Origin of the sequence: Pseudoalteromonas lipolytica (assembly GCF_900116435.1) — a bacterium.
GTDB lineage: Bacteria > Pseudomonadota > Gammaproteobacteria > Enterobacterales > Alteromonadaceae > Pseudoalteromonas > Pseudoalteromonas lipolytica.
This window is the reverse complement of the sequence record NZ_FPAZ01000001.1, coordinates 42,087-62,973: the sequence shown is the minus strand read 5'-3', so window position 1 is coordinate 62,973 and position 20,887 is coordinate 42,087. Positions and strand designations below refer to the sequence as shown.

General features: G+C 40.8%; 22 protein-coding genes. 17 read left to right on the top strand and 5 right to left on the bottom strand.

The window, feature by feature from the left end; translation table 11 throughout:
- Positions 1-3: 3 nt before the first annotated feature.
- The 3 genes from BM378_RS00320 to BM378_RS00310 are packed head-to-tail and all read right to left on the bottom strand — an operon-like array spanning position 4 to position 3,283.
- Positions 4-1,611 carry a carboxyl transferase domain-containing protein gene (locus BM378_RS00320; protein ID WP_036968463.1) on the bottom strand — a complete coding sequence of 536 codons (1,608 nt, stop codon included), beginning with the start codon at positions 1,609-1,611 and terminating at the stop codon, positions 4-6.
- Positions 1,612-1,622: 11 nt separating this feature from the next.
- Positions 1,623-2,798 (bottom strand): isovaleryl-CoA dehydrogenase, encoded by a 1,176-nt coding sequence (locus BM378_RS00315; RefSeq protein ID WP_036968459.1) that lies wholly within the window; start codon positions 2,796-2,798, stop codon positions 1,623-1,625.
- Positions 2,799-2,848: 50 nt separating this feature from the next.
- Positions 2,849-3,283: a MerR family transcriptional regulator gene (locus BM378_RS00310; RefSeq protein ID WP_036968456.1), complete on the bottom strand. Its 435-nt coding sequence runs from the start codon at positions 3,281-3,283 to the stop codon at positions 2,849-2,851.
- A gap of 341 nt (positions 3,284-3,624) precedes the next feature.
- On the opposite strand from BM378_RS00310, the gene BM378_RS00305 reads away from it, so the two are divergent.
- From BM378_RS00305 to BM378_RS00235, 15 genes are all read left to right on the top strand, one after another.
- Positions 3,625-4,806 carry a thiolase family protein gene (locus BM378_RS00305; RefSeq protein WP_036968453.1) on the top strand — a complete coding sequence of 394 codons (1,182 nt, stop codon included), beginning with the start codon at positions 3,625-3,627 and terminating at the stop codon, positions 4,804-4,806.
- An 85-nt stretch (positions 4,807-4,891) separates the two neighbouring features.
- Positions 4,892-6,382: a CoA-acylating methylmalonate-semialdehyde dehydrogenase gene (locus BM378_RS00300; protein WP_065979912.1), complete on the top strand. Its 1,491-nt coding sequence runs from the start codon at positions 4,892-4,894 to the stop codon at positions 6,380-6,382.
- Positions 6,383-6,481: 99 nt separating this feature from the next.
- Complete coding sequence (locus BM378_RS00295) at positions 6,482-7,639, top strand: acyl-CoA dehydrogenase family protein (protein ID WP_036968447.1); 1,158 nt, start codon at positions 6,482-6,484, stop codon at positions 7,637-7,639.
- Between the two features lie 10 nt (positions 7,640-7,649).
- Positions 7,650-8,429, top strand: coding sequence for an enoyl-CoA hydratase (locus BM378_RS00290; protein WP_065979914.1), 780 nt, complete (start codon positions 7,650-7,652; stop codon positions 8,427-8,429).
- Positions 8,429-9,571 (top strand): enoyl-CoA hydratase/isomerase family protein, encoded by a 1,143-nt coding sequence (locus BM378_RS00285; protein WP_074988227.1) that lies wholly within the window; start codon positions 8,429-8,431, stop codon positions 9,569-9,571. The genes BM378_RS00290 and BM378_RS00285 overlap by 1 nt, the downstream gene beginning before the upstream one ends.
- A 5-nt stretch (positions 9,572-9,576) precedes the next feature.
- Positions 9,577-10,467 carry a 3-hydroxyisobutyrate dehydrogenase gene (gene mmsB, locus BM378_RS00280; protein WP_074988226.1) on the top strand — a complete coding sequence of 297 codons (891 nt, stop codon included), beginning with the start codon at positions 9,577-9,579 and terminating at the stop codon, positions 10,465-10,467.
- 9 nt (positions 10,468-10,476) lie between these two features.
- Positions 10,477-11,238 carry an SDR family oxidoreductase gene (locus BM378_RS00275; RefSeq protein WP_036968438.1) on the top strand — a complete coding sequence of 254 codons (762 nt, stop codon included), beginning with the start codon at positions 10,477-10,479 and terminating at the stop codon, positions 11,236-11,238.
- Between the two features lie 95 nt (positions 11,239-11,333).
- Positions 11,334-11,822 carry a hypothetical protein gene (locus BM378_RS00270; protein ID WP_074988225.1) on the top strand — a complete coding sequence of 163 codons (489 nt, stop codon included), beginning with the start codon at positions 11,334-11,336 and terminating at the stop codon, positions 11,820-11,822.
- Positions 11,823-11,880: 58 nt separating this feature from the next.
- Entirely contained in the window at positions 11,881-13,701 is a 1,821-nt protein-coding gene (locus tag BM378_RS00265) for a protein kinase domain-containing protein (protein ID WP_036968435.1), read from the top strand.
- Between the two features lie 513 nt (positions 13,702-14,214).
- A complete protein-coding gene (locus tag BM378_RS00260) occupies positions 14,215-14,562 on the top strand; it encodes a DUF7010 family protein (protein ID WP_074988224.1) in 348 nt (115 codons plus the stop codon).
- Between the two features lie 183 nt (positions 14,563-14,745).
- Positions 14,746-15,342, top strand: coding sequence for a DUF6624 domain-containing protein (locus BM378_RS00255; RefSeq protein WP_074988223.1), 597 nt, complete (start codon positions 14,746-14,748; stop codon positions 15,340-15,342).
- A gap of 56 nt (positions 15,343-15,398) precedes the next feature.
- Positions 15,399-15,743: a lipoprotein gene (locus BM378_RS00250; RefSeq protein ID WP_227006818.1), complete on the top strand. Its 345-nt coding sequence runs from the start codon at positions 15,399-15,401 to the stop codon at positions 15,741-15,743.
- Between the two features lie 121 nt (positions 15,744-15,864).
- Positions 15,865-16,971, top strand: coding sequence for a serine hydrolase domain-containing protein (locus BM378_RS00245; protein WP_074988222.1), 1,107 nt, complete (start codon positions 15,865-15,867; stop codon positions 16,969-16,971).
- A gap of 505 nt (positions 16,972-17,476) precedes the next feature.
- Positions 17,477-17,671 (top strand): antitermination protein NusB, encoded by a 195-nt coding sequence (locus BM378_RS00240; RefSeq protein WP_074988221.1) that lies wholly within the window; start codon positions 17,477-17,479, stop codon positions 17,669-17,671.
- 108 nt (positions 17,672-17,779) lie between these two features.
- Positions 17,780-18,103, top strand: a complete 324-nt coding sequence (locus BM378_RS00235; RefSeq protein WP_074988220.1) for a low molecular weight protein tyrosine phosphatase family protein — start codon at positions 17,780-17,782, stop codon at positions 18,101-18,103.
- Between the two features lie 143 nt (positions 18,104-18,246).
- On the opposite strand, the gene BM378_RS00230 is transcribed toward BM378_RS00235, so the two are convergent.
- On the bottom strand, positions 18,247-18,462 hold the full coding sequence (locus BM378_RS00230) for a tautomerase family protein (RefSeq protein WP_074988219.1): 216 nt from the start codon (positions 18,460-18,462) through the stop codon (positions 18,247-18,249).
- A gap of 169 nt (positions 18,463-18,631) precedes the next feature.
- Between BM378_RS00230 and BM378_RS00225 the strand changes: the two genes are divergently transcribed.
- Positions 18,632-19,309, top strand: a complete 678-nt coding sequence (locus BM378_RS00225) for a winged helix-turn-helix transcriptional regulator (RefSeq protein ID WP_074988218.1) — start codon at positions 18,632-18,634, stop codon at positions 19,307-19,309.
- Between the two features lie 342 nt (positions 19,310-19,651).
- Entirely contained in the window at positions 19,652-19,864 is a 213-nt protein-coding gene (locus tag BM378_RS00220; protein WP_074988217.1) for a CPXCG motif-containing cysteine-rich protein, read from the top strand.
- 82 nt (positions 19,865-19,946) lie between these two features.
- Here BM378_RS00220 and gloA read toward each other — a convergent pair whose 3' ends face one another.
- Positions 19,947-20,480, bottom strand: a complete 534-nt coding sequence (gene gloA, locus BM378_RS00215) for a lactoylglutathione lyase (protein WP_036968417.1) — start codon at positions 20,478-20,480, stop codon at positions 19,947-19,949.
- Positions 20,481-20,887: the final 407 nt, after the last annotated feature.

Genomic DNA, 20,887 nt, shown 5'->3' with positions numbered 1-20,887 from the left:
CCATTACATTCTAAATACGCCAAACTGAGAATCACGCTCTGGGGCGTTTTTAGCAGCACTTAAAGCAAGACCTAACACATTGCGTGTATCGGCAGGGTCGATAATGCCATCATCCCACAGTCGTGCACTGGCATAATAAGGATGACCTTGTTTTTCGTACTGCTCGATAATTGGCTTTTTAAATTCGCTAATTTGCGCATCAGTCATGCTTTCGCCTTTGCGTGCTAAACCGTCTTGCTTTACTTGAGCAAGTACGCCAGCTGCTTGCTCGCCACCCATAACCGAAATACGGGCATTAGGCCACATCCACATCATTGTTGGTTCAAACGCTCGGCCACACATACCGTAGTTACCCGCACCATAAGAGCCACCAATTAACACGGTGAATTTGGGTACGTCAGCACACGATACAGCGGTAACCATTTTGGCACCGTGTTTTGCGATACCTTCTGCCTCGTACTTTTTACCCACCATAAAGCCGGTGATATTTTGTAAGAAGACTAAAGGGATATTTCGCTGCGCGCACAACTGAATAAAGTGCGCACCTTTTTGAGCTGATTCACTAAATAAAATGCCATTGTTAGCAACGATACCAACAGGGTGACCAAAAATTTTCGCAAAGCCTGTTACCAAGGTTTCACCAAAGTAACGTTTAAACTCATCAAACGATGAGTCATCAACCACTCGCGCAATGACTTCACGTACATCAAATGGCTTTTTAAGATCAGTACCAACAATGCCGTAAATCTCGTTAATGTCGTAACGTGGAGGTTTTACGTCTTCAAGTAATGGTGCAGTAGGGCGCTGATAATTAATGCGCTCAATACATTGACGTGCAATAGACAGTGCATGTGCATCGTTTTCAGCATAGTGATCGGCCACACCCGATGTTTTACAGTGCACATCGGCACCGCCTAGCTCTTCAGCGCTAACTTCTTCACCTGTTGCGGCTTTTACAAGCGGTGGACCCGCTAAGAAAATAGTGCCTTGTTCTTTTACGATAATGCTTTCATCAGCCATTGCAGGCACATACGCGCCGCCAGCAGTACATAAGCCCATTACCACCGCAATTTGCGGAATGCCTTTACCCGACATACGTGCTTGATTATAGAAAATGCGACCAAAATGCAGTTTATCTGGGAATACATCGTCTTGTTCAGGCAGGTTTGCACCGCCCGAATCAACTAAATAAATACATGGTAAATGGCAACGCTCTGCAATGTCTTGTGCGCGCAGATGCTTTTTCACTGTTAGTGGGAAATATGTCCCTCCTTTAACAGTGGCATCGTTGGCGATAATCATACATTCAACGCCTTTAACACGACCAATACCCGCAACAACGCCTGCACATGGAATCGCTTGCTCGTAAACACCAAACGCCGCAAATTGAGAAATCTCTAAGAACGGCGAACCTTCATCTAATAATGTTTCGATACGATCGCGTACAAATAACTTACCACGGCCAACATGGCGTTCGATTAAAGCAGGGCCACCGCCTAAGCGGATATCGGCCACTTTTTCACGTAAGTCGTTTACAAGGGCAGCCATGTTATCGTGATTTTGCAGAAATTGCGGATCGTGTGGATTAACACTCGATTTTAAAATCGTCATAACTTTAATCCTTATCGGCTTTCAGTGAATAATTCGCGACCAATCAGCATACGGCGGATTTCAGAAGTACCCGCACCAATTTCATAAAGTTTAGCGTCACGTAATAAACGGCCTGTCGCGTACTCGTTGATATAACCGTTACCGCCTAAGATCTGAATTGCATCTAATGCCATCTTAGTCGCTAGCTCTGCTGCATATAAAATGGCACCAGCCGCATCTTTACGTGTTGTTTCACCGCGATCGCATGCGCGAGCTACCGTGTAAACATATGAACGCGCTGCATTCATTTGCGTGTACATGTCGGCAATTTTGCCTTGAATTAATTGGAATTGACCAATTGGGCTATCGAATTGTTTACGTTCATGAATGTACGGTACAACAATGTCCATACAGGCTTGCATGATACCAAGTGGACCCGCGGCTAATACAACACGCTCGTAATCAAGGCCACTCATTAAGACTTTTACGCCTTCGTTTAAGTTACCTAAAATGTTTTCTTCTGGTACTTCACAGTTTTCAAATACAAGTTCACAAGTATTCGAACCGCGCATACCCAGTTTGTCTAGTTTTTGTGCGGTAGAAAATCCTGGTGTGTTGCGCTCAACGATGAAAGCTGTAATCCCTTTAGGGCCTGCATTTAAATCTGTTTTGGCATAAATAACGAACGTATCAGCATCGGGACCATTGGTGATCCACATTTTGTTACCGTTAAGAACAAATACGTTGCCTTTTTTCTCGGCCTTTAATTTCATTGATACTACGTCAGAACCTGCATTGGGTTCACTCATAGCAAGCGCACCAATGTGTTCACCGCTGATAAGCTTTGGTAAGTATTTTTCTTTTTGCGCTTGTGTTCCATTACGGTTTATTTGGTTTACACATAAGTTTGAATGAGCACCATAACTTAGGCCAATTGAGGCACTTGCACGGCTAATTTCTTCCATGGCAATAACATGTTCTAAATAGCCTAAACCCGCACCGCCAAATTCTTCAGCTACCGTCATCCCTAATAAACCCATTTCGCCAAGTTGTGGCCAAAGTTGATTTGGGAACGTGTTGTCTAAATCTGTTTGTTCAGCAAGAGGGGCAATCTCTTGGCTTGCGAAGCTATTAACGTGATCACGGATCATGTCTGCGGTTTCGCCAAGTCCGAAGTTCATTTCTTTATAAAGTGAAATAGTGCTCATAATATGTGTTCCTGTGAGAGTCTGTTGACGCGTATAAAAAGGGTGTCAGGTTATTCGTCTAGGTTATTGAGGGTTTCACGACAGCGACGTTCAGCGGTGACTAATTCCATAAGAACAACTTTAATGTCGTCCATTTGTTGGCTTAAATCCGCTTTCTTTTCTGCAATAAGGTCAAGCATAGTCACTAACTGTTTAGCGCTTGATTTATCTGCGTCGTAAAGTTCAAACAAACGGCCGGTTTCGGCAAGTGTAAAGCCTAAGCGTTTACCTCGTAGGATCAGTTTTAGCCTTACTTTGTCACGTTTCGAGTAAATACGGGTTTGACCGTTTCTCTCAGGTGAGATCAAGCCTTGGTCTTCATAGAAGCGAATAGAGCGCGTTGTAATATCAAATTCTTTTGCTAGTTCGCTGATACTAAACGTTTGCTCATTGCTGGCAGGCTCGACTGCTGCACTTTCAAAGTTTGTTTGATTGTCTTGTTTCATGATTTATTTACCTCATTCGAATAACACCAATATAAGTGAAGTTTACGTAAAGGTAAAGTGTCATTGTGAAGTTATACTTTAGACTTATAAGGTTAGCGCTCAAAATTTATTGCAGCGCCTTATTTATATGGCTTTGTGAGGAAATGTTTGATTTTTAATACAGCAAAATACAGATAAGTTTACAGTTTTACCGGCCGCAAAAAAGTTGATTTTAGATTTACGTTGGCGTAAACGTAAATATTATGTATGCTGAATTAAATCGAAATTAAACTATAACAAATTAACTGTTTGGTTACACATGATTTGAACACATGATGATAACCACTAACATGGAGCCAATTATGACTACTGAAGCCGTTGTTATTGTTGCCGCAAAACGCACACCTATGGGTGGGTTTATGGGCGCACTTAGTGGCGCACACGCAACTGATTTAGGGGCGACTGCCATTAAAAGCAGTTTAGAGCACGCGGGATTATCTGCGGATAAAATCGACGAAGTGATTATGGGCTGTGTATTACCGGCAGGTTTAGGTCAAGCACCAGCGCGTCAAGCAATGTTAAAAGCGGGCCTAAATCAAGGCACCGGTGCAACGACGATCAATAAAGTATGTGGCTCAGGTTTAAAAGCGGCGATGTTCGCGCATGATCTAATTAAGTCTGGCTCTATTAATGTTGCTGTTGCTGGTGGTATGGAAAGCATGAGTAATGCGCCTTACATGCTACCTAATGCACGTGGTGGTATGCGTATGGGTCACGGTGAAGTGAAAGACCACATGATGTGTGATGGCCTCGAAGATGCTTATGACAACAAAGCAATGGGCTGTTTCGCACAAGACACCGCTGATCAATATTCAATTGGCCGTGAACAAATGGATAACTTTGCATTAAGCTCGTTAACCAAAGCCAATGCCGCCATTGAATCAGGTGCGTTTGAGAGCGAAGTTGCTGCACACACTATTTCAACGCGTAAAGGCGATGTAACGGTTTCTATTGATGAGCAACCAGGTAATGCTCGCCCAGATAAGATCCCAGGCTTACGTCCTGCATTCAAAAAAGATGGCACTATTACGGCGGCTAACTCGTCGTCAATTTCTGATGGTGCTGCTGCTCTTGTATTAATGCGTGAGTCTGACGCACACGCACAAGGTTTAACACCGCTTTGTCGCATTGTTGCTCACAGCACACATTCACAAGCCCCTAGCGAGTTTACATTAGCACCTGTTGGTGCAATGAAGTCATTACTAGATAAAGCAGGTTGGTCTGTAGAAGACGTTGACCTTTGGGAAATCAATGAAGCATTTGCCATGGTAACTATGCTTGCAATCAACGAGCTTAAACTCGACGAAAGCAAAGTGAATGTTAACGGCGGTGCATGTGCATTGGGTCACCCAATTGGTGCCAGCGGCGCACGTATTTTAGTCACCCTAATTCATGCATTAAAGAATCGTGGTCTTAGCAAAGGCGTTGCCTCACTGTGTATTGGTGGTGGTGAAGCGGTTGCGATGGCAGTCGAAGCTATTTAAGCATTTTTTAGTCTCTCACAGCCGCAACGTATTTTAAAAACTATCATGTTGCGGCCTCTTAATACCCACTGGGGAGGAGTGCCTCATGCACCAAGTACCTTTATTTATCAACGGCGAATTTACCCAATCAAGTTCAACGCAGCTTATTGATGTTATTAATCCTGCAAACCAAGAAGTTTTAGCACAAGTGCCTTGTGCAACAGATGCCGAAATGGATGCCGCAATTGCTTCGGCTAAAGAAACGTTTAAAACGTGGAAAGAAGTGCCTATTTCTGAACGTGCGCGCATTATGATGAAATATGCCGCGCTATTAAAAGAAAATCACGATGAGCTAGCAACGATTATTTGTCATGAACTGGGCAAAACATTCGAAGATGCGAAAGGTGATGTATGGCGTGGTATCGAAGTTGTTGAACAAGCCGCAAATGCGCCTTCGTTAATGATGGGCGAAACCATGGAAAACGTGGCGCGTAAAATCGATACATATTCGTATATGCAACCGCTTGGTGTGTGTGCTGGTATTACGCCGTTTAACTTTCCAGCGATGATCCCACTGTGGATGTTCCCACTGGCTATTGTGTGTGGTAACACGTTTATTCTTAAGCCATCAGAGCAAGACCCACTTACACCAATGCGTTTAGCCGAGCTGTTTGTTGAAGCGGGTGCCCCTAAAGGTGTTTTACAAGTTGTTCATGGTACTAAACCACAAGTAGACCGCTTACTAGAAGACCCTGCTGTACGTGCAATTTCATTTGTGGGTTCGTGTGGAGTCGGTGAGTATATTTACTCAAAAGGCACTGCGAATCTTAAACGTGTTCAAGCTTGTGTTGGCGCCAAAAACCACATGGTTATCATGCCTGATGCGAGTAAATCACATGTTGTAAACAACCTAGTAGGTGCTTCGGTTGGTGCTGCGGGTCAGCGTTGTATGGGTATTTCGGTTGCTGTTTTTGTTGGTCAAGCGAAAGACTGGGTTGATGAAATTAAAGCGGGTTTTGAAAACGTGCGCCCAGGTGTGTGGGATGATGCGAATGCAGCATATGGTCCGCAAACATCAAAAGCGGCAAAAGACCGTATTTTATCGCTTATTGCAGGCGGTAAAGCACAAGGTGCAACCTGTTTAATTGATGGCTCTGACTTTACTGTTGAAGGGTATGAGCAAGGTAACTGGGTTGGTCCAACGTTATTCACTGATGTGACAACCGAGATGGACTTATACAAAGAAGAAATCTTTGGTCCAGTACTGGCGTGTATGTTTGTTGATACGCTTGAAGAAGCAATCGCGCTAATTAATAACTCACCATACGGTAATGGTACGTCATTATTTACCTCAAGCGGTGCAGCCGCACGTAAATTCCAACACGAAATCGAAGTAGGCCAAGTAGGCATTAACGTGCCAATTCCGGTGCCACTGCCGTTTTTCTCATTCACTGGTTGGAAAGGCTCTTTCTATGGTGATCAACACACGTATGGCAAACAAGGTATTCGTTTTTACACTGAAACGAAAACCATTACGTCTCGTTGGTTTGAGGACGATATCGCCTCGGGTCCAAACATGAGTATTAACCTTAAATAAGCGCCGGTAAGCGCGCTTTATAAGGAATGAGCGAGGCTGTCCTCGCTCTTTAAACACCGATTTATACAAAGAATAAGACAACAATTTAAGAGGTCTACTATGGACTTTAATTTAACCGAAGATCAGCAAGCCTTTGCTGAAACAGCCCGTCAGTTTGCAGAGTCTGAACTGGCACCTTACGCCGCTAAATGGGATCAAGAACACATTTTTCCAAAAGACACCATTAAGGCAGCGGGTCAGCTTGGTTTTTGTGGTTTATACACGCCAGAAGAAGCGGGTGGTTTAGGGTTATCTCGCCTAGATTCAAGCATTATTTTTGAACAGCTTGCGATGGGGTGTACAGCAACCACGGCCATGCTAACAATTCATAATATGGCAACCTGGATGGTAGCAAGCTTCGGTACCGATGCTGTAAAAGAAAAATACTGCGAACAACTTGTCATGGGTGAATTACTTGCCTCGTATTGCTTAACCGAGCCGGGTTCAGGTTCTGATGCTGCATCACTTAAAACAAAAGCCGTTAAAGAAGGCGACGAGTATGTGATTTCAGGCTCTAAGATGTTTATCTCTGGAGCGGGTGAAACTGACTTATTAGTGGTTATGGCACGCACCGGCGGTGAAGGTGCTGCAGGTATTTCGGCATTTGTGGTTCCTGCAGATGCAGCCGGCGTTGAGTATGGTAAAGCCGAAGAAAAAATGGGCTGGAATGCACAACCAACACGCTTAATTAGCTTTGAAGACGTGCGTATTCCTGCTGCAAACTTACTGGGTCAAGAAGGCGAAGGTTTTAAATTTGCGATGCAAGGCCTTGATGGCGGTCGTATTAATATTGCAACGTGTTCGTTAGGTACGGCGCAAGCTGCACTTAATACAGCGCGCGAGTATTTAAAAGAGCGTGAGCAATTTGGCAAGCCTTTAGCCGCTTTCCAAGCGTTGCAATTTAAAATTGCTGACATGAACACGGAGCTTGTAGCTGCGCGTCAAATGGTACGTTTAGCGGCGTTTAAACTGGATACGGGCGACAGCGAAAAAACCACTTACTGTGCAATGGCAAAACGCTTTGCCACAGATGTTGGCTTTAAAGTATGTGATGATGCACTGCAAATTCACGGAGGCTATGGCTATATCAAAGAATACCCACTAGAGCGTCATTTTAGAGATGTGCGAGTACATCAAATACTTGAAGGTACAAACGAAATTATGCGTGTGATTATTGCGCGCCGTATTTTAGCTGAATCAGCTAACGACATTCTATAAGGAGCGTACTATGTCTAATCCATCTATCGATCTTGTTATTGAAGGCAACGTAGCGGTGTTAACAATGAATAATCCGCCTGCGAATACCTGGACACACGATACACTTACCGCCTTAAAAGACACGGTGACAGAATTAAATGCCAATAAAAACGTATATGCATTGGTTATCACAGGTCAAGGCGAGAAGTTTTTTAGTGCCGGTGCCGATTTAAATGTGTTTGCAAGTGGCGATAAAGGCGTTGCGGCAACCATGTCTAAAGTATTTGGTGACGCATTTGAAGCATTAACAAACTTCCGTGGTGTTTCAATTGCTGCAATAAATGGCTATGCCATGGGCGGCGGTCTTGAAGTTGCCCTTGCGTGCGATATTCGTATTGCAGAGCAACAAGCACAAATGGCGCTACCTGAAGCAAAAGTAGGCTTACTGCCTTGTGCTGGCGGGACGCAAAATCTTGCGTGGTTAGTGGGCGAAGGTTGGGCAAAACGCATGATCTTATGTGGTGAGCGTTTAAAAGCCGACAAAGCACTTGAAATTGGACTTGTTGAAGAAGTTGTTGCACAAGGCGAAAGTTTAAATGCAGCAATGGCGCTGGCTAATCAAGTAGCTGAACAGAGTCCTGTTGCTGTTACTGCGTGTAAAGAACTCATTCAAAAAGGCCGTACTCAGCCTATGGCTCATGCATTACCGCTTGAGCGTGAACTGTTTGTTCAACTTTTCGACAGCAAAGACCAACGCGAAGGTGTGAACGCATTCTTAGAAAAGCGTAAAGCAAACTGGGTAAACGGCTAATGAGTAATTTAACACTACTAAATCATCAAGATGCGCCAGTGGTGTTCGAAACTGCAGAGGCCGCCAGCGGCCTCATTGCAATTGCAACACTTAACGCGCCAAAGTCGTTAAATGCATTAAATTACGACATGATCCAGTTACTTGAGCCACAGCTTAGAAAGTGGGCTGACGATGACTCAGTAGCGATGGTTATTTTAAAAGGTGCAGGTGAAAAAGCGTTTTGTGCCGGTGGCGATGTGGTGAGTTTACACAAAGCGATGAGCACAGGTGAGCCTGCCAGCTACATTGAAGATTTCTTCACGTTAGAGTACAAGCTTGATTACCTAATACACTGCTACGAAAAACCCATTATGTTATGGGGTAACGGTATTGTGATGGGCGGGGGCCTTGGCTTAATGGCGGGGGCAAGTCATCGAGTCGTAACTGACACTTCTCGAATCGCGATGCCTGAACTCACTATTGGTTTATACCCAGATGTTGGCGGCAGTTACTTTTTACATAAAATGCCAGATCAAGTGGGCCTATTTTTAGGTTTAACGGCGGCCTCTATTAATGCTGAAGATGCATTATTTGTAAACTTAGCCGATCATTATGCAACGGCCGATAAATTTGATGCCATTTTTTCTGCTATCACTGCTGAAAAATGGGGTAAAACAGCCTCATTAAACCATGAAAAGCTGACTCAAATTTTAGTCTCTATTGATAACATTTCTGGTCGAGTACCAAAGGGGAATGTGAAAGCTAACCTAGCAGCTATTCAAAAGCTTGCTGAGTTTGAAACCCTAGAAGACAAAATTGACTATATACAAGCAATCGACACAGAAGATAAATGGCTGTCACGTGCTCAAAAATCGTTGGCACATGGTTGCCCGCTGAGTTGTGCATTGGTAGAGCGTCAACTTGCTACATCGAAAGGCAAAACACTTGCCGAGTGTTTTAAAATGGAGCTTGGTATGTCGGTACGATGCGGTGAAGTAGGTGAATTTCAAGAGGGTGTGCGTGCTTTATTAATTGATAAAGATGGCGCACCTAATTGGCAATTTAAGTCACTATCAGACATTGAACCTGATTTACTAGAAAGCTTTTTTACATCACGCTGGGATGAGCAAACTCACCCACTCAATGTGTTAACCAAGGGGTAATACAGATGGCTAAATTAACAATAGGTTTTATTGGTTTAGGCAATATGGGTGGCCCAATGGCGGCTAACCTAGTTAATGCCGGCCACACAGTACGCGTATTTGATTTAAATAAAGCGGCCGTCAGCGAGCTTGAAGCAAAAGGCGCAATGGCCGCAAGCGATGCAGCTGAATGTGCTATTGGTGTCGATATTTTTATTAGTATGCTACCAGCAAGCAAGCATGTTAAGTCGCTTTATCTTGGTGAAACGGGCTTAATTAATTTACTAGATAGTAAAACACTGGTTATTGATTGCTCAACCATTGATGCTGAATCAGCTCGTCAAGTAGGCATCGAACTGGCACAAAAAGGCATTGATTTTGTTGATGCACCGGTATCAGGTGGTGTTGCAGGTGCAACCGCGGGTACGCTGACCTTTATTGTCGGTGGTGAGCATCGTCACTTTGAAAAAGCCAAGCTTGCATTGGTTGATATGGGCAAAAATATTTTCCATGCGGGTGATATTGGCGCAGGCCAAGTGGCTAAAATATGTAACAACATGCTGCTTAGTATTTTGATGGCAGGGACAAGTGAAGCTCTGCAAATGGGCATTAATAATGGCTTAGACCCCAAAGTATTGAGTGACATTATGACCGCCAGTTCAGGCCGTAACTGGACCTTAGAGCTTTATAACCCTTGCCCAGGTGTGATGGAAACCGCACCGGCTAGTAATGATTATAAACCGGGCTTTATGGTTGATTTAATGGCAAAAGATTTAGGTCTTGCTATGGAAGCAGCCCAGCAAAGTAATTCATCAACCCCAATGGGGTCAATGGCTAAAAATTTATACACCATGCTGCAACACCAAGGTGCAGGCAGTGATGATTTTAGTGCCATTTTTAAATTATTCTCGAAGTAGGAGTGTGTTGTGGAAATTAAAAACAACAACATCGTTATTACTGGTGGTGCGCAAGGTTTAGGCTTTGCGATGGCCGAAAAGTTTGCATCGCTTGGCGCAAATATTGCGCTGATTGATATGCAACAAGACATCCTCGATACCGCGGTATCTGCCTTGGCTAAATACGGCACAAAAGTACAAGCCTATGTTGCAAATGTGACTGATGAAGAGGCAGTCGTTACAACATTCAACACGATTAATAATGACTTTGGTCATATTGGTGTGCTTATCAACAATGCTGGTATTTTACGTGATGGTATGTTTATCAAAGCGAAAGAAGGTAAAGTGGTTGATAAGATGTCGCTTGCCCAATTTCAGTCTGTTATTGATGTAAACCTGACGGGCGTGTTTTTAGCCGGACGTGAAGCAGCAAGCCACATGATTGAGTCTGGTAAAGGTGGCGTTATCGTTAATATGTCGAGCGTTGCACGAGCAGGTAATATTGGCCAAACAAACTATGCTGCTTCTAAAGCGGGTGTTGTTGCCATGACAACGGGCTGGGCAAAAGAGCTAGGCCGCTTTGGAATTCGTGTGGGTGCAATTGCACCGGGTGTTATTCGCACTGCAATGACCGATGCAATGAAGCCAGAGGCAAAACAGCGCATGATGGCTGTAACTCCAGTGGGTCGCTTTGGTGAAGCAGAAGAAATTGCACAAACGGCACAGTACATTGTTGAAAACGATTTCTTTACAGGCCGTGTTGTTGAAATAGACGGCGGTATTCGACTTTAATTTCAATTACCCATTGAATACCAAAACGGTAAGCTTAGCTTGCCGTTTTTTTGTTTTTAGATTAGGGTGAGTTTCTGATTAATAAGGAAATTACAATGACAACAGAGAACGTTAAAGCTTCACTAATGAAGGGAATAACAGCACAATTTACGTTAGGTAAGCATGTTATCGAATATTGGGGGTCAGCCTATACCGGTAAAGAGACCTTAAAAGTCGATGGTGAATTAATAAAAGAAGCCCGTAGTTTTAAAACTTCCTCTTGCCATGAATTTGATATTGATGGTAAAGCCTGCAAGCTAGATGTAATCGTAAAGCCCTTTAGAAAATCCACCGCAGTTATTTCATTAATGTGTGATGGCGTTTTAGAGCAAAGCTATCAGCTTAAGTACGGTACAATACGAAAAGTTGCATGGTATTTTAAAGCGATTCAACTTATGGGGTTTTTTGCTCTAGGCTGGATGTTTATGAGCGACGTAATAAGTGTGATGGAGTTAATTATTCTGACAGGCATCATTTTAACAGTTTCAGAACTGTTTTTTAAACAACATGGTTGGACCATTGAAAAGCAAAATTCTTGTAATTAACTTACCAACATTCAATAATTAAACGGCTAACAATGCCGTTTTTATTTTGAGAGATGCAGTGAATCCCAAACAAATCCGCAATTTTTACATCAACGAAGAACAGTCTGTATACTTACTGTCTCATCATGATGCAAAAAAGCACCGTCGATGGCTCAACATATGTATTAAGCAATTAACCTTGCTCGGTTACACCCAGGTTGAGCTAATTGGTTCAGGGGCATTTGGCTTTGTTTTTGCGGGGATTGATGATGAAGGCGTGCCATGGGTATTTAAGTTTTCGCGGATAACACTGGCACAAAGCGTTCGCGACCGCCTAGAAGACGAAGCTTACATGCTTTCTCAAGTAAATAACCCCTTGGTGCCGAAGTTTTACGCCTTTGAAAGAATAAAAAAGCAAGGCATCCTAATGATGGAGCGTGCCCTTGGCGAAGATTTAGAAAAAATATCCATCAAGCAAGGGCGTTTTAGTGCAGCAAAAATTATGTCGCTAGCGCTTAAGCTCAGGAATGTACTGGTTGATTTGCGTGAGCACAAAAATGGCATTAGCCCACAACCCATTGTGCATGGTGATATTAAGCCTTCTAATATCGTGTATGACGAACAAAGCAATAAATTATCTTTGGTTGATTGGGGCAGCTCTGTGTATGCCCAAATCGACAGTGAAGGGAATCCGGTTGCCAGTAATTTTATGGATTTAATGTCGGCAGATATAAGCACCACCAACGCACGCATGGGCGATGTGTACTTTATTGGTGATGAGCAGATGTCGGGCGGTCAATCATCGCCACGGTTTGACGAGCAAGGCGTTGCATCAACCTTGTATGCATTAGCATCTGCGCAATCATGCCGCTTTGGCGCAAAAGTTATTCCTGCCACCAGTCTTAACTTACCCATTGAGCTTGCACGGGTAATTGATGGCATGCTTTCAAAAGATAAAGCAACGCGAGATGGTGCGGGCGATTACTTTATGCGTAATATGCCAACCATGGCTAAAGCATATTTACCAGAGCTGCCCCGTGAGGTGATACGCCCCTATATTCCCTACTGGTTTAGCGACATAGACGAGCACCCTGATACCGTAGTATACAGCTCGCGTAAACAGTTTTTGCGCCAAGCTGATCATAATCAACAACTGCTCGATGTAAATGATGCACAGCTTGATAGATACTATAAAGAGTTCTTATTTGATACCGGCGATACCGAAAAAGCATTTTTGGCGGCAATCAGTCGATTAGCTAAATACCCGGTAGTAGGGGGCTTAAGTTTTCACTGGAAAGAAAACTCTGTGTTTGTTGAGTCATCCTTAATTTTGCATGACGAAAGCTTAGGCACTGCCTTTACAGACGCTATAAATAATACCGTGATGCTTGCTCAAGGTATTGAACAAAAAGGTCTGTTTAAGTGTTGCTTATTCGATGCGCGTAAAACTATTCAATTAGAACGTGACGGCACAGGGGCCTTTAAGTTTGAACATTTACCAGAGCTTGATTACGAAGTGATGGATGTACAGGCCTCTGATGTAACGCGACCACACTCGTACTTTGAAGACGGCAAAGACCCCGATGAGCAACTACAACTGCCTAAAAAAGTGATTAAATGCGTATTTGAGCTAAACCAAATACATCACACAGGCTGTATCATTTTTGAAGCTTTGCCAGATAGAATGAAAATTCACCATTACTACCGCTTACTTGACGCCAGTAAAGAACCTGAATTTAAGCGCTTACTAAGTAAGTTGATGCAATATGCTGTTAGCATTACCGATGTAGGCGTTGCTGGTTTTATGAAACTCCCGTATAAAAACACCCGTGAATTTGACTTATGTGCCAAACAACCGGATGAATTCTACCCTCGGGATCCAAAAAGAGTCGCTCTGTAATGCGCTGGGCTTAACATAGTCAAACAAAGCCAAAATACAGAACTCACTTTTTTACCTGCCACTTTATAAAGACGTCGCGTAAGTTGTTTTACCGCTCACTTAGCCATTACTAATACCAATATCAATCCGCAGTAATAGATCATCATTTTGGTATCAACGCTGTTTTATTGCCTCAAGAGTTCTTAATTTAGCGAATTGGTACAATTTTCTTACGTGCAATGCACTGATTTAAAGGGAGCAAAATTGGCTTAAGACTTAGTTTTAATTGATGGGTTTTAGGTGCAGGCACGGTAATTTACATAATACTGTGTTTATATACAGTTGCGAGTGCTTGTGCCCAATAATATTAAGTACACTGTTTTGAAATGGATTTACGAAGTCTAAATATGCTTTTTAATTATGTGTTTACAAAGATGTTTATGTGTAGAAAGATGGGTGTATAAAAAATAAGCCATCAAATGCGTTATGAAGCAGTAAAGTGGTTGGGTATTAAAGGGCATGTAAGGAGTAATTATGACATTTGAAGATGCACAAAAAGATATGAATACTTCTTACTGTGGTGGCGGAACCGGCGTTTTAGCATCTGGGGTTATCTGGTGTTTAGCGGGGATAGTTGCACTTAAATACTCATATCAATCAAGCATGCTCATGATAATTGGTGTACGTTATTTAATTTTTAATACTTTATATGGCACAAAAGTGTATTGGATTTTAGGGGCTCTGCTTATGATATCTGGCGCGCTGTGCATATATTTGGCGAGTGATTTTGTAATTGGTGCGTTTATTGGGGCTGCATTAGAAATCGTGTTTGCGGTCGTAATTTTAAATCAATCAAAAAATTTGCATCTAAAAATAACATAACACGCCTTGCTAGTGTGAATTTTAACTGGCAGTTATACAGATTGGAGAATTGGAGAAACATGGAAGAACTTTACCTAGAAATAGCGTTTACGCTCTGAACCCTTATTAAAACGCTGTTTATAGTTAAATCGGTTGTCGTTCATGCCACAGAGATAAAACTCATTTTACAAGGAAGAGAAAATTATGCGTTATTTAATACTTATCTTATTTATTCCATTTTTTACTTTAGCTGAAAGCAATCCAGAACTAAAAAAGGAATTAATGCAAATGGAAATTCAAGATCAAAGTATCCGCAATAAAATAGGAAAAGTTGGCTGGCAAAATCCCCCCAAAGAACTCATAAACCAGCTAAAGATAATAGATGAAGCTAATACAACTAAGCTAAAAGCTATTATCAAAGAACATTCATGGCTAACAAAAGAATTGGTCGGTATTGAAGGAGTGAGTGCTGCTTTTTTAATAATTCAGCATTCATCAGATATCGAATTTAAAGCAAAAATGCTCCCGTATTTAGAGACGTCATATTTAAATAATGAAGGTATAACGGGACAGCAACTTGCTCTACTAACTGATAGGGTCCTTATTGCTCAGGGCAACAAGCAACTCTATGGCACTCAGGCTGACTTAATAGAGGGTCAAATTGTATTTAGTCCTATTGAAGACAAGGCCAATGTTGATAAACGTCGAGCAAAAATGAAAATGCCACCACTCGATTTTTATAAAAAGTTAATGGAAGAAATGTACGGTATAAAAGATCACCCTGAAATAGATCTTAATTAATACAACGATAAAAGCAAAATTAAGCTCTTTTAAGACAGGTTTTCGGTGGGATCTTAATGGTAGAAATGAAAAAGTTTATTTTACTGGTTTTAGCTGTGCTTACTTTGACTTCTTGTAGCAAGCCTTTGCCAGCGGATAAGTTATCTTACGTAGGTGAGTGGGAAAGCAAAGAAATGTACTTGCTTATCCATCAAGACGGTACGGTGGTATATGAGAGGGTCCAAGATGGTGGGTCAACATCTATAAACGCGCCGTTAAAAGAGTTTATAGGAGACGACTTTGTAGTAGGTGTGGCTTTTTTAACCTCTAATTTCGATGTGACAGAAGCACCACATTTGGTTGGTGACGAATGGGTAATGGTTGTTGATGGCGTGAGATTAACAAAAAACCAGGGTTATTAGATATTGCTGTAAATATTTATAGGAACTTACTTAAATAATTAATATTAGGTTGTTTTTATTATAAGAGATTCTTACTTTAGAAGCGTGTATTTGCGTTATTTAGTGTTTCAAAAGGGATGTTATGAATAAATTATTATTTTTTATTGTTTTTTTCGTTATTAGTAATGCTCAAGCAGCTGACGCGACTTATTTCTCAGAACTAAAAGCCGAGCTTGATCAGGCTGTACCAAAGATTTTAGATAAGCATAAAGCCCCTGGTGTTGCCGTTGCCTTTGTTCAAGGCGAAGAGGTTACCGGATTTCTTTCTTATGGCTTTGCAGATATTGAAAGTCAAAAAGCCATTACAGAAAATACCATGTTTAATGTAGGCTCAATATCAAAAGTAGTGACTTCGTGGGGGGTTATGCAGTTGGTGGATCAAGGTAAAGTTGAACTTGATAAACCAATAAATAATTATTTAAAACGCTGGAAGATACCTAAGTCTGAGTTTGGAACTGAAAATGTAACGTTAAGAAATGTTCTGTCGCATACATCGGGCTTGTCTCTCGGTCCTTATTCTGGCTGGGGCTCACCTACAGATGTTCCTTCGATTGTAGATTCATTAAATGGCAAGAATAATGGTGCAGGCGATGTAAAATTAATACATACACCAAATACAAAATGGTCATACTCAGGTGGTGGGTACTCTATTGTTCAGTTACTCATAGAAGATGTATCGGGTTTAAGTTTTGAAGACTATATGCAGAAAAATGTACTTAAGCCGCTTGGAATGAATAACTCAACATTTAATGTAACACCTGCTGTTATGAGTAAATCAGCAACACCGTATGATGAAAATGCAAAGAAAACATCCATGATCTACTTTGCTGAGCAAGCCGCTGCGGGCTTACAAACAACTGCTATTGATTTAGCACGATTTAATTTAGCCGTGCTTAAAAATAAGGAAAATAAATACAATGGCTCTCGTTTTATATCACAAGCTCTAATTAAAGAAATGATTACACCTGTAGCAAATACAGGGGGTCGCTGGAGTATGAGTTATGTTGTCGATTCAGAAAATAAAAGTTTAGGGTTCGCTGGATTTAACCAAGGGTGGATAGCGTTAACACGGTCGATTACAGACCAAAATAGAGGCTACGTTATACTTACCAATAGCAGCATAGGAAGCGTTAGTAATGATATTGATAGTCTTATTTTATCTAAACTGCGCAAGCCTAAAAGTGAGTAGTTTATAGCAACTAAGATTACTTAATAGGTATTTTTGATACTTAATAAGGTGGTTATGTTGAAAAGCATAGAGATAATAACAATCTATTTAGTATAGAGCTCAATAATAGGGAGTCGTACTGATGAAACGCTTTCCCATGTCTTTATACAATTTACAACAGTGATGCTTTGGAAAGTGAAGCCGCAGGGTACGTATGCGAAATTTTATTACTAAGCAACTAATACCATTCCGCAAAAATACTTAATCATTTTGAGTGATTAAACCAGTCGCTACCTGCGTTAAAAATTTCTGATTTAGAACAACTAAATAACTAAATTTTTGCCTTGTTATCAACGCGGTTTTATTGCCTCAAAATAGACCACTTAATTAAGCGTAATGGTATAACACCAAAAAATTCCTTGGCCCTAGTTATTTATCGATAGTTAAGCTACAAATTTATGTTTCAGTTTTAAAAGCGTTTGCGGGCCGATTTTTCGGCGTAATTAATTAAATGAAGGAAAGTACGATGAATGGAAGTGAAATTTTGTCAGGTGGCGGTCAATATGTGATTGGTTTAGGGACCTTAGCATTATTAAATGCAGGCTTAGCTCAAAGTAAAAACAGAAGTGGGCTATTATGGTTTTTTATATCCTTGCCCTTAGGCCCATTAGCAACATTTTTATTAGTTGTTCTGGATAAACAACCAAACAGAAATTACTAAAAATTATTAGCATGGATACAATCAGGCAATTTGAATTCAATCACGCTTGATTACATTAAATTTATGTCGACGAATAAACAGCCCCTTATAAGGGGCTTAAAGGTGAAAATGAATCTATTATTTGTTTGCTCAGAAAATCGTTTGCGCAGTCCTACCGCAGAAGAAGTGTTTTCTGAATACGAAGGTATTAATGCGATAGGGTGCGGAACAAACCTCGATTCTGAAACACCTTTATCTGGTGATCTTATCGAATGGGCAGACGTTATTTTTATGATGGAAAAAACTCACAAAAATAAAGTATCGAACAAATATAAAGAGCTACTTAAAGGAAAGAAACTTGCCTGCCTAGAAATTCCTGATAATTATCAACGGATGCAACCAGAACTTATTAAATTGCTAACAAGCAAGGTGCCAAGGTACGTTCGATTGTAAATGATGACATGTTTTACCAATAAAGTTGGGTCTGTAGGTATATATAAATCATGTAATAGTTAGTTAAGTGAACTGCGCAAATACTTTATAAAAAGTATCTGTGCAGTCTAATTTTTAAAATTTAAGAACGATAGAGTGTTAACTTATCCTTGAGCCATTGCTTTGACGTCGTTTGCGGTCAACGTTTGACCACCGATCCCCCAGTCACCTTGTTTGACTTCATTAATTTTTACCCATGTAACACCACGTAAATTTTCACCTTCTATGGACACCATCGTGTCAGTCACCTTCTTAATCATGATTTGTTTTTGTTCAGCACTAAAAACACCTTCAATAATATCGATATTAACGAGTGGCATAGTTTTATCCTTTGTATAAGTGTTGTTTGGAAATGTAAGTCTGAGTGAAGGCGTTTGCTCTAGCTAGTGTAGAAACAGGAGCATATCCAGTACAGTTTTTGTACTAGTAGATAGGTCACCAAGCGTATACACTGGAAAATACTTGATTTTTAGCTCTGGAAGAAATGGAATGTCTCAAAATAGCTATAACCAATTTTGCCCTATCGCCAAAGCCTGTGAGGTGTTAGAACCTCGTTGGACATTACTTATTATGTGTGAAATGTGGTCTGGGTCTAGTCGTTTTAATGAAATTAGAAGGGGGGTGCCTGGGATGTCGCCAACATTACTTTCTAAACGCCTAAAAGGTATGGAAGAGCAGGGCCTTATTAATCGAAGTGAAAATTTAAAAACGGGCCATATCGATTATAAAATTACTGAAATTGGACAAGAGCTTTCACCGATTGTATTTGCGTTAGGTAAATGGGCTCATCGTAATATTGATGCTGATGTCACTTTAGAAAAACTCGATGCTAAATTACTCATGTGGAATGTAAGACGCAAAATTGATTTTTCAAAATTTACTTCCCAGAAAAAAGTAATTCAATTTGTCTTTAGTGAGTTGCCAAAAGAAAAAAGATCTTTTTGGTTAATATCGCGTCCAGATACAAGTATTGACCTTTGTACAAAGGACCCAGGCTTTGATGTGGACCTTTATATTAATGCAGATCTAAGAGCACTTACCTCAGTATGGTTAGGGCTTTCTAAAATGAATGACGAAATTTTAGAGAAAAAAATTAAATTAGTCGGGGATCAAACACTGGCTTTTACCATAAATGAGTGGATGGTCAGAAGTGCCTTCGCCGCCTAATGGCCTCCTTTTATGTATTAGGCAATCGTGTGTCCTTTTACTCGAGGTTTAATGCTTTTGTTAAATACCTCACTATGGTTATCTCTATTCTTTACAGCTTATGCTGTATCGGCTAAGTTAATTTGAACGAGAGCTTTAATTTGCACGAGAGCTTTAAACTAAAGTGCAGTAATAGATAACCCTATATAAACTGTGTGAAGCAGAACAAAAAACACAGTTGCTATACTATGTTGTAACCTCATCTATTCGTACGATGGTAATTATCTTATTGTGTAAAACATTGTTACATTATGCTTAGGTTAATTACGAATTAAGCAAAATACCGATAGAGGATGCTCTGTTATGAATCAATTAACTGAAAAAACGATTGCGTGTCCGTATTGTGGTGAACACATTGATGTATTATTAGACCCCGCTGATGTTGATCAGCAATACATAGAAGATTGCCAAGTTTGTTGTAAGCCTATTAATTTTTTGGTTTTTGAAAGCGCTGATGAAACGCTTTCAGTGACAGTGTCCAGTGATGATGCTGGTTATGGGTTTGCGTCTTATTAGATTACGGATTGTTAGCTATTTTTATGCTTAACGCCACATTAAACAAAAACCTGCATATTGCAGGTTTTTGAATGTTAGAGTTTTATGGCTTCTGAGCTTCTATAATCTCAGTGATCCCCTCAGCTGAGAGTATTTCTATCCAATATCCATCAGGGTCTTTAATAAAGGCTAAGCCTTTCATTGAGCCATCATCAGGCTTTTTCACAAACTCAACATCATATTTAGCAAAGCGTTCACAGGCTGCGTATACGTCAGGCACGCTAATACCTATATGACCAAACCCTTTGGGTTCGTTATTTCCATTATGGTAACCCTCAAAGCTGTCGTCGTTTTCAGTGCCCCAATTATGTGTAAGCTCTATGAGCGCTGGGCGGCGAAATACCCACTGTGCTTTTTCTTTATCAGTCCCTTTTGGTATAGCTTGCTCATAGCCTAAAAAGTACAGTGTAAATTCCATTGCCGGAAAATCGTACTTGCCTAATAGTTTCATTCCTAAAACGTTTTGGTAAAACTCTAATGAAGGCTTAGGATCTTTTATACGCAGCATTGTTTGTTGCATTACATAATCTTGTGTCGCATTTGCGATTTGTTCTGGCGATTCATTGTAGTCAGACATACATGTCCTTTGAAAAGTTAGAGGTGAAAAAACATAAATTTAGTGTAGTAATCATAATCAACCTTCATTTAAATTTAAACCATGATACGTAAAGGCTATCTAATAAAGTGAACTACTTTCTTTAAAATAGGTGTATCTGTTTATGCGACTTAATACACGGGCCGTTGCTATTAAAGACTGAGCAGATATTTATAAACCAAGGAGGAAATAACGATGAGGGTCTTTACGAAAACGTCTAACAAATTGACTAATAAATTGATTGGAACTTTGATTAGTACTTTTTAACCGGTACTTTTTTAACTTGTACTTTTGACTACTACTTTTGATTAGTCGTAAAAAAAGCAGAGAAACAACCTAAATAAGCCGCTCTTAAAAACGGCTAATTTAAACTTAAAACATGAAGCTAG

Excerpts from the sequence above, each read along its gene's own strand:
- BM378_RS00270 (WP_074988225.1), top strand. The coding sequence starts at position 11,334 with ATGACAACAGAGAACGTTAAAGCTTCACTAATGAAGGGAATAACAGCA.
- mmsB (WP_074988226.1), top strand. The coding sequence starts at position 9,577 with ATGGCTAAATTAACAATAGGTTTTATTGGTTTAGGCAATATGGGTGGC.
- BM378_RS00260 (WP_074988224.1), top strand. The coding sequence starts at position 14,215 with ATGACATTTGAAGATGCACAAAAAGATATGAATACTTCTTACTGTGGT.
- BM378_RS00300 (WP_065979912.1), top strand. The coding sequence starts at position 4,892 with ATGCACCAAGTACCTTTATTTATCAACGGCGAATTTACCCAATCAAGT.
- BM378_RS00290 (WP_065979914.1), top strand. The coding sequence starts at position 7,650 with ATGTCTAATCCATCTATCGATCTTGTTATTGAAGGCAACGTAGCGGTG.
- BM378_RS00285 (WP_074988227.1), top strand. The coding sequence starts at position 8,429 with ATGAGTAATTTAACACTACTAAATCATCAAGATGCGCCAGTGGTGTTC.
- BM378_RS00230 (WP_074988219.1), bottom strand. The coding sequence starts at position 18,462 with ATGCCACTCGTTAATATCGATATTATTGAAGGTGTTTTTAGTGCTGAA.
- BM378_RS00245 (WP_074988222.1), top strand. The coding sequence starts at position 15,865 with ATGAATAAATTATTATTTTTTATTGTTTTTTTCGTTATTAGTAATGCT.
- BM378_RS00250 (WP_227006818.1), top strand. The coding sequence starts at position 15,399 with ATGGTAGAAATGAAAAAGTTTATTTTACTGGTTTTAGCTGTGCTTACT.
- BM378_RS00305 (WP_036968453.1), top strand. The coding sequence starts at position 3,625 with ATGACTACTGAAGCCGTTGTTATTGTTGCCGCAAAACGCACACCTATG.
- BM378_RS00310 (WP_036968456.1), bottom strand. The coding sequence starts at position 3,283 with ATGAAACAAGACAATCAAACAAACTTTGAAAGTGCAGCAGTCGAGCCT.
- BM378_RS00295 (WP_036968447.1), top strand. The coding sequence starts at position 6,482 with ATGGACTTTAATTTAACCGAAGATCAGCAAGCCTTTGCTGAAACAGCC.
- BM378_RS00315 (WP_036968459.1), bottom strand. The coding sequence starts at position 2,798 with ATGAGCACTATTTCACTTTATAAAGAAATGAACTTCGGACTTGGCGAA.
- BM378_RS00255 (WP_074988223.1), top strand. The coding sequence starts at position 14,746 with ATGCGTTATTTAATACTTATCTTATTTATTCCATTTTTTACTTTAGCT.
- gloA (WP_036968417.1), bottom strand. The coding sequence starts at position 20,480 with ATGTCTGACTACAATGAATCGCCAGAACAAATCGCAAATGCGACACAA.
- BM378_RS00320 (WP_036968463.1), bottom strand. The coding sequence starts at position 1,611 with ATGACGATTTTAAAATCGAGTGTTAATCCACACGATCCGCAATTTCTG.
- BM378_RS00235 (WP_074988220.1), top strand. The coding sequence starts at position 17,780 with ATGAATCTATTATTTGTTTGCTCAGAAAATCGTTTGCGCAGTCCTACC.
- BM378_RS00240 (WP_074988221.1), top strand. The coding sequence starts at position 17,477 with ATGAATGGAAGTGAAATTTTGTCAGGTGGCGGTCAATATGTGATTGGT.
- BM378_RS00220 (WP_074988217.1), top strand. The coding sequence starts at position 19,652 with ATGAATCAATTAACTGAAAAAACGATTGCGTGTCCGTATTGTGGTGAA.
- BM378_RS00225 (WP_074988218.1), top strand. The coding sequence starts at position 18,632 with ATGTCTCAAAATAGCTATAACCAATTTTGCCCTATCGCCAAAGCCTGT.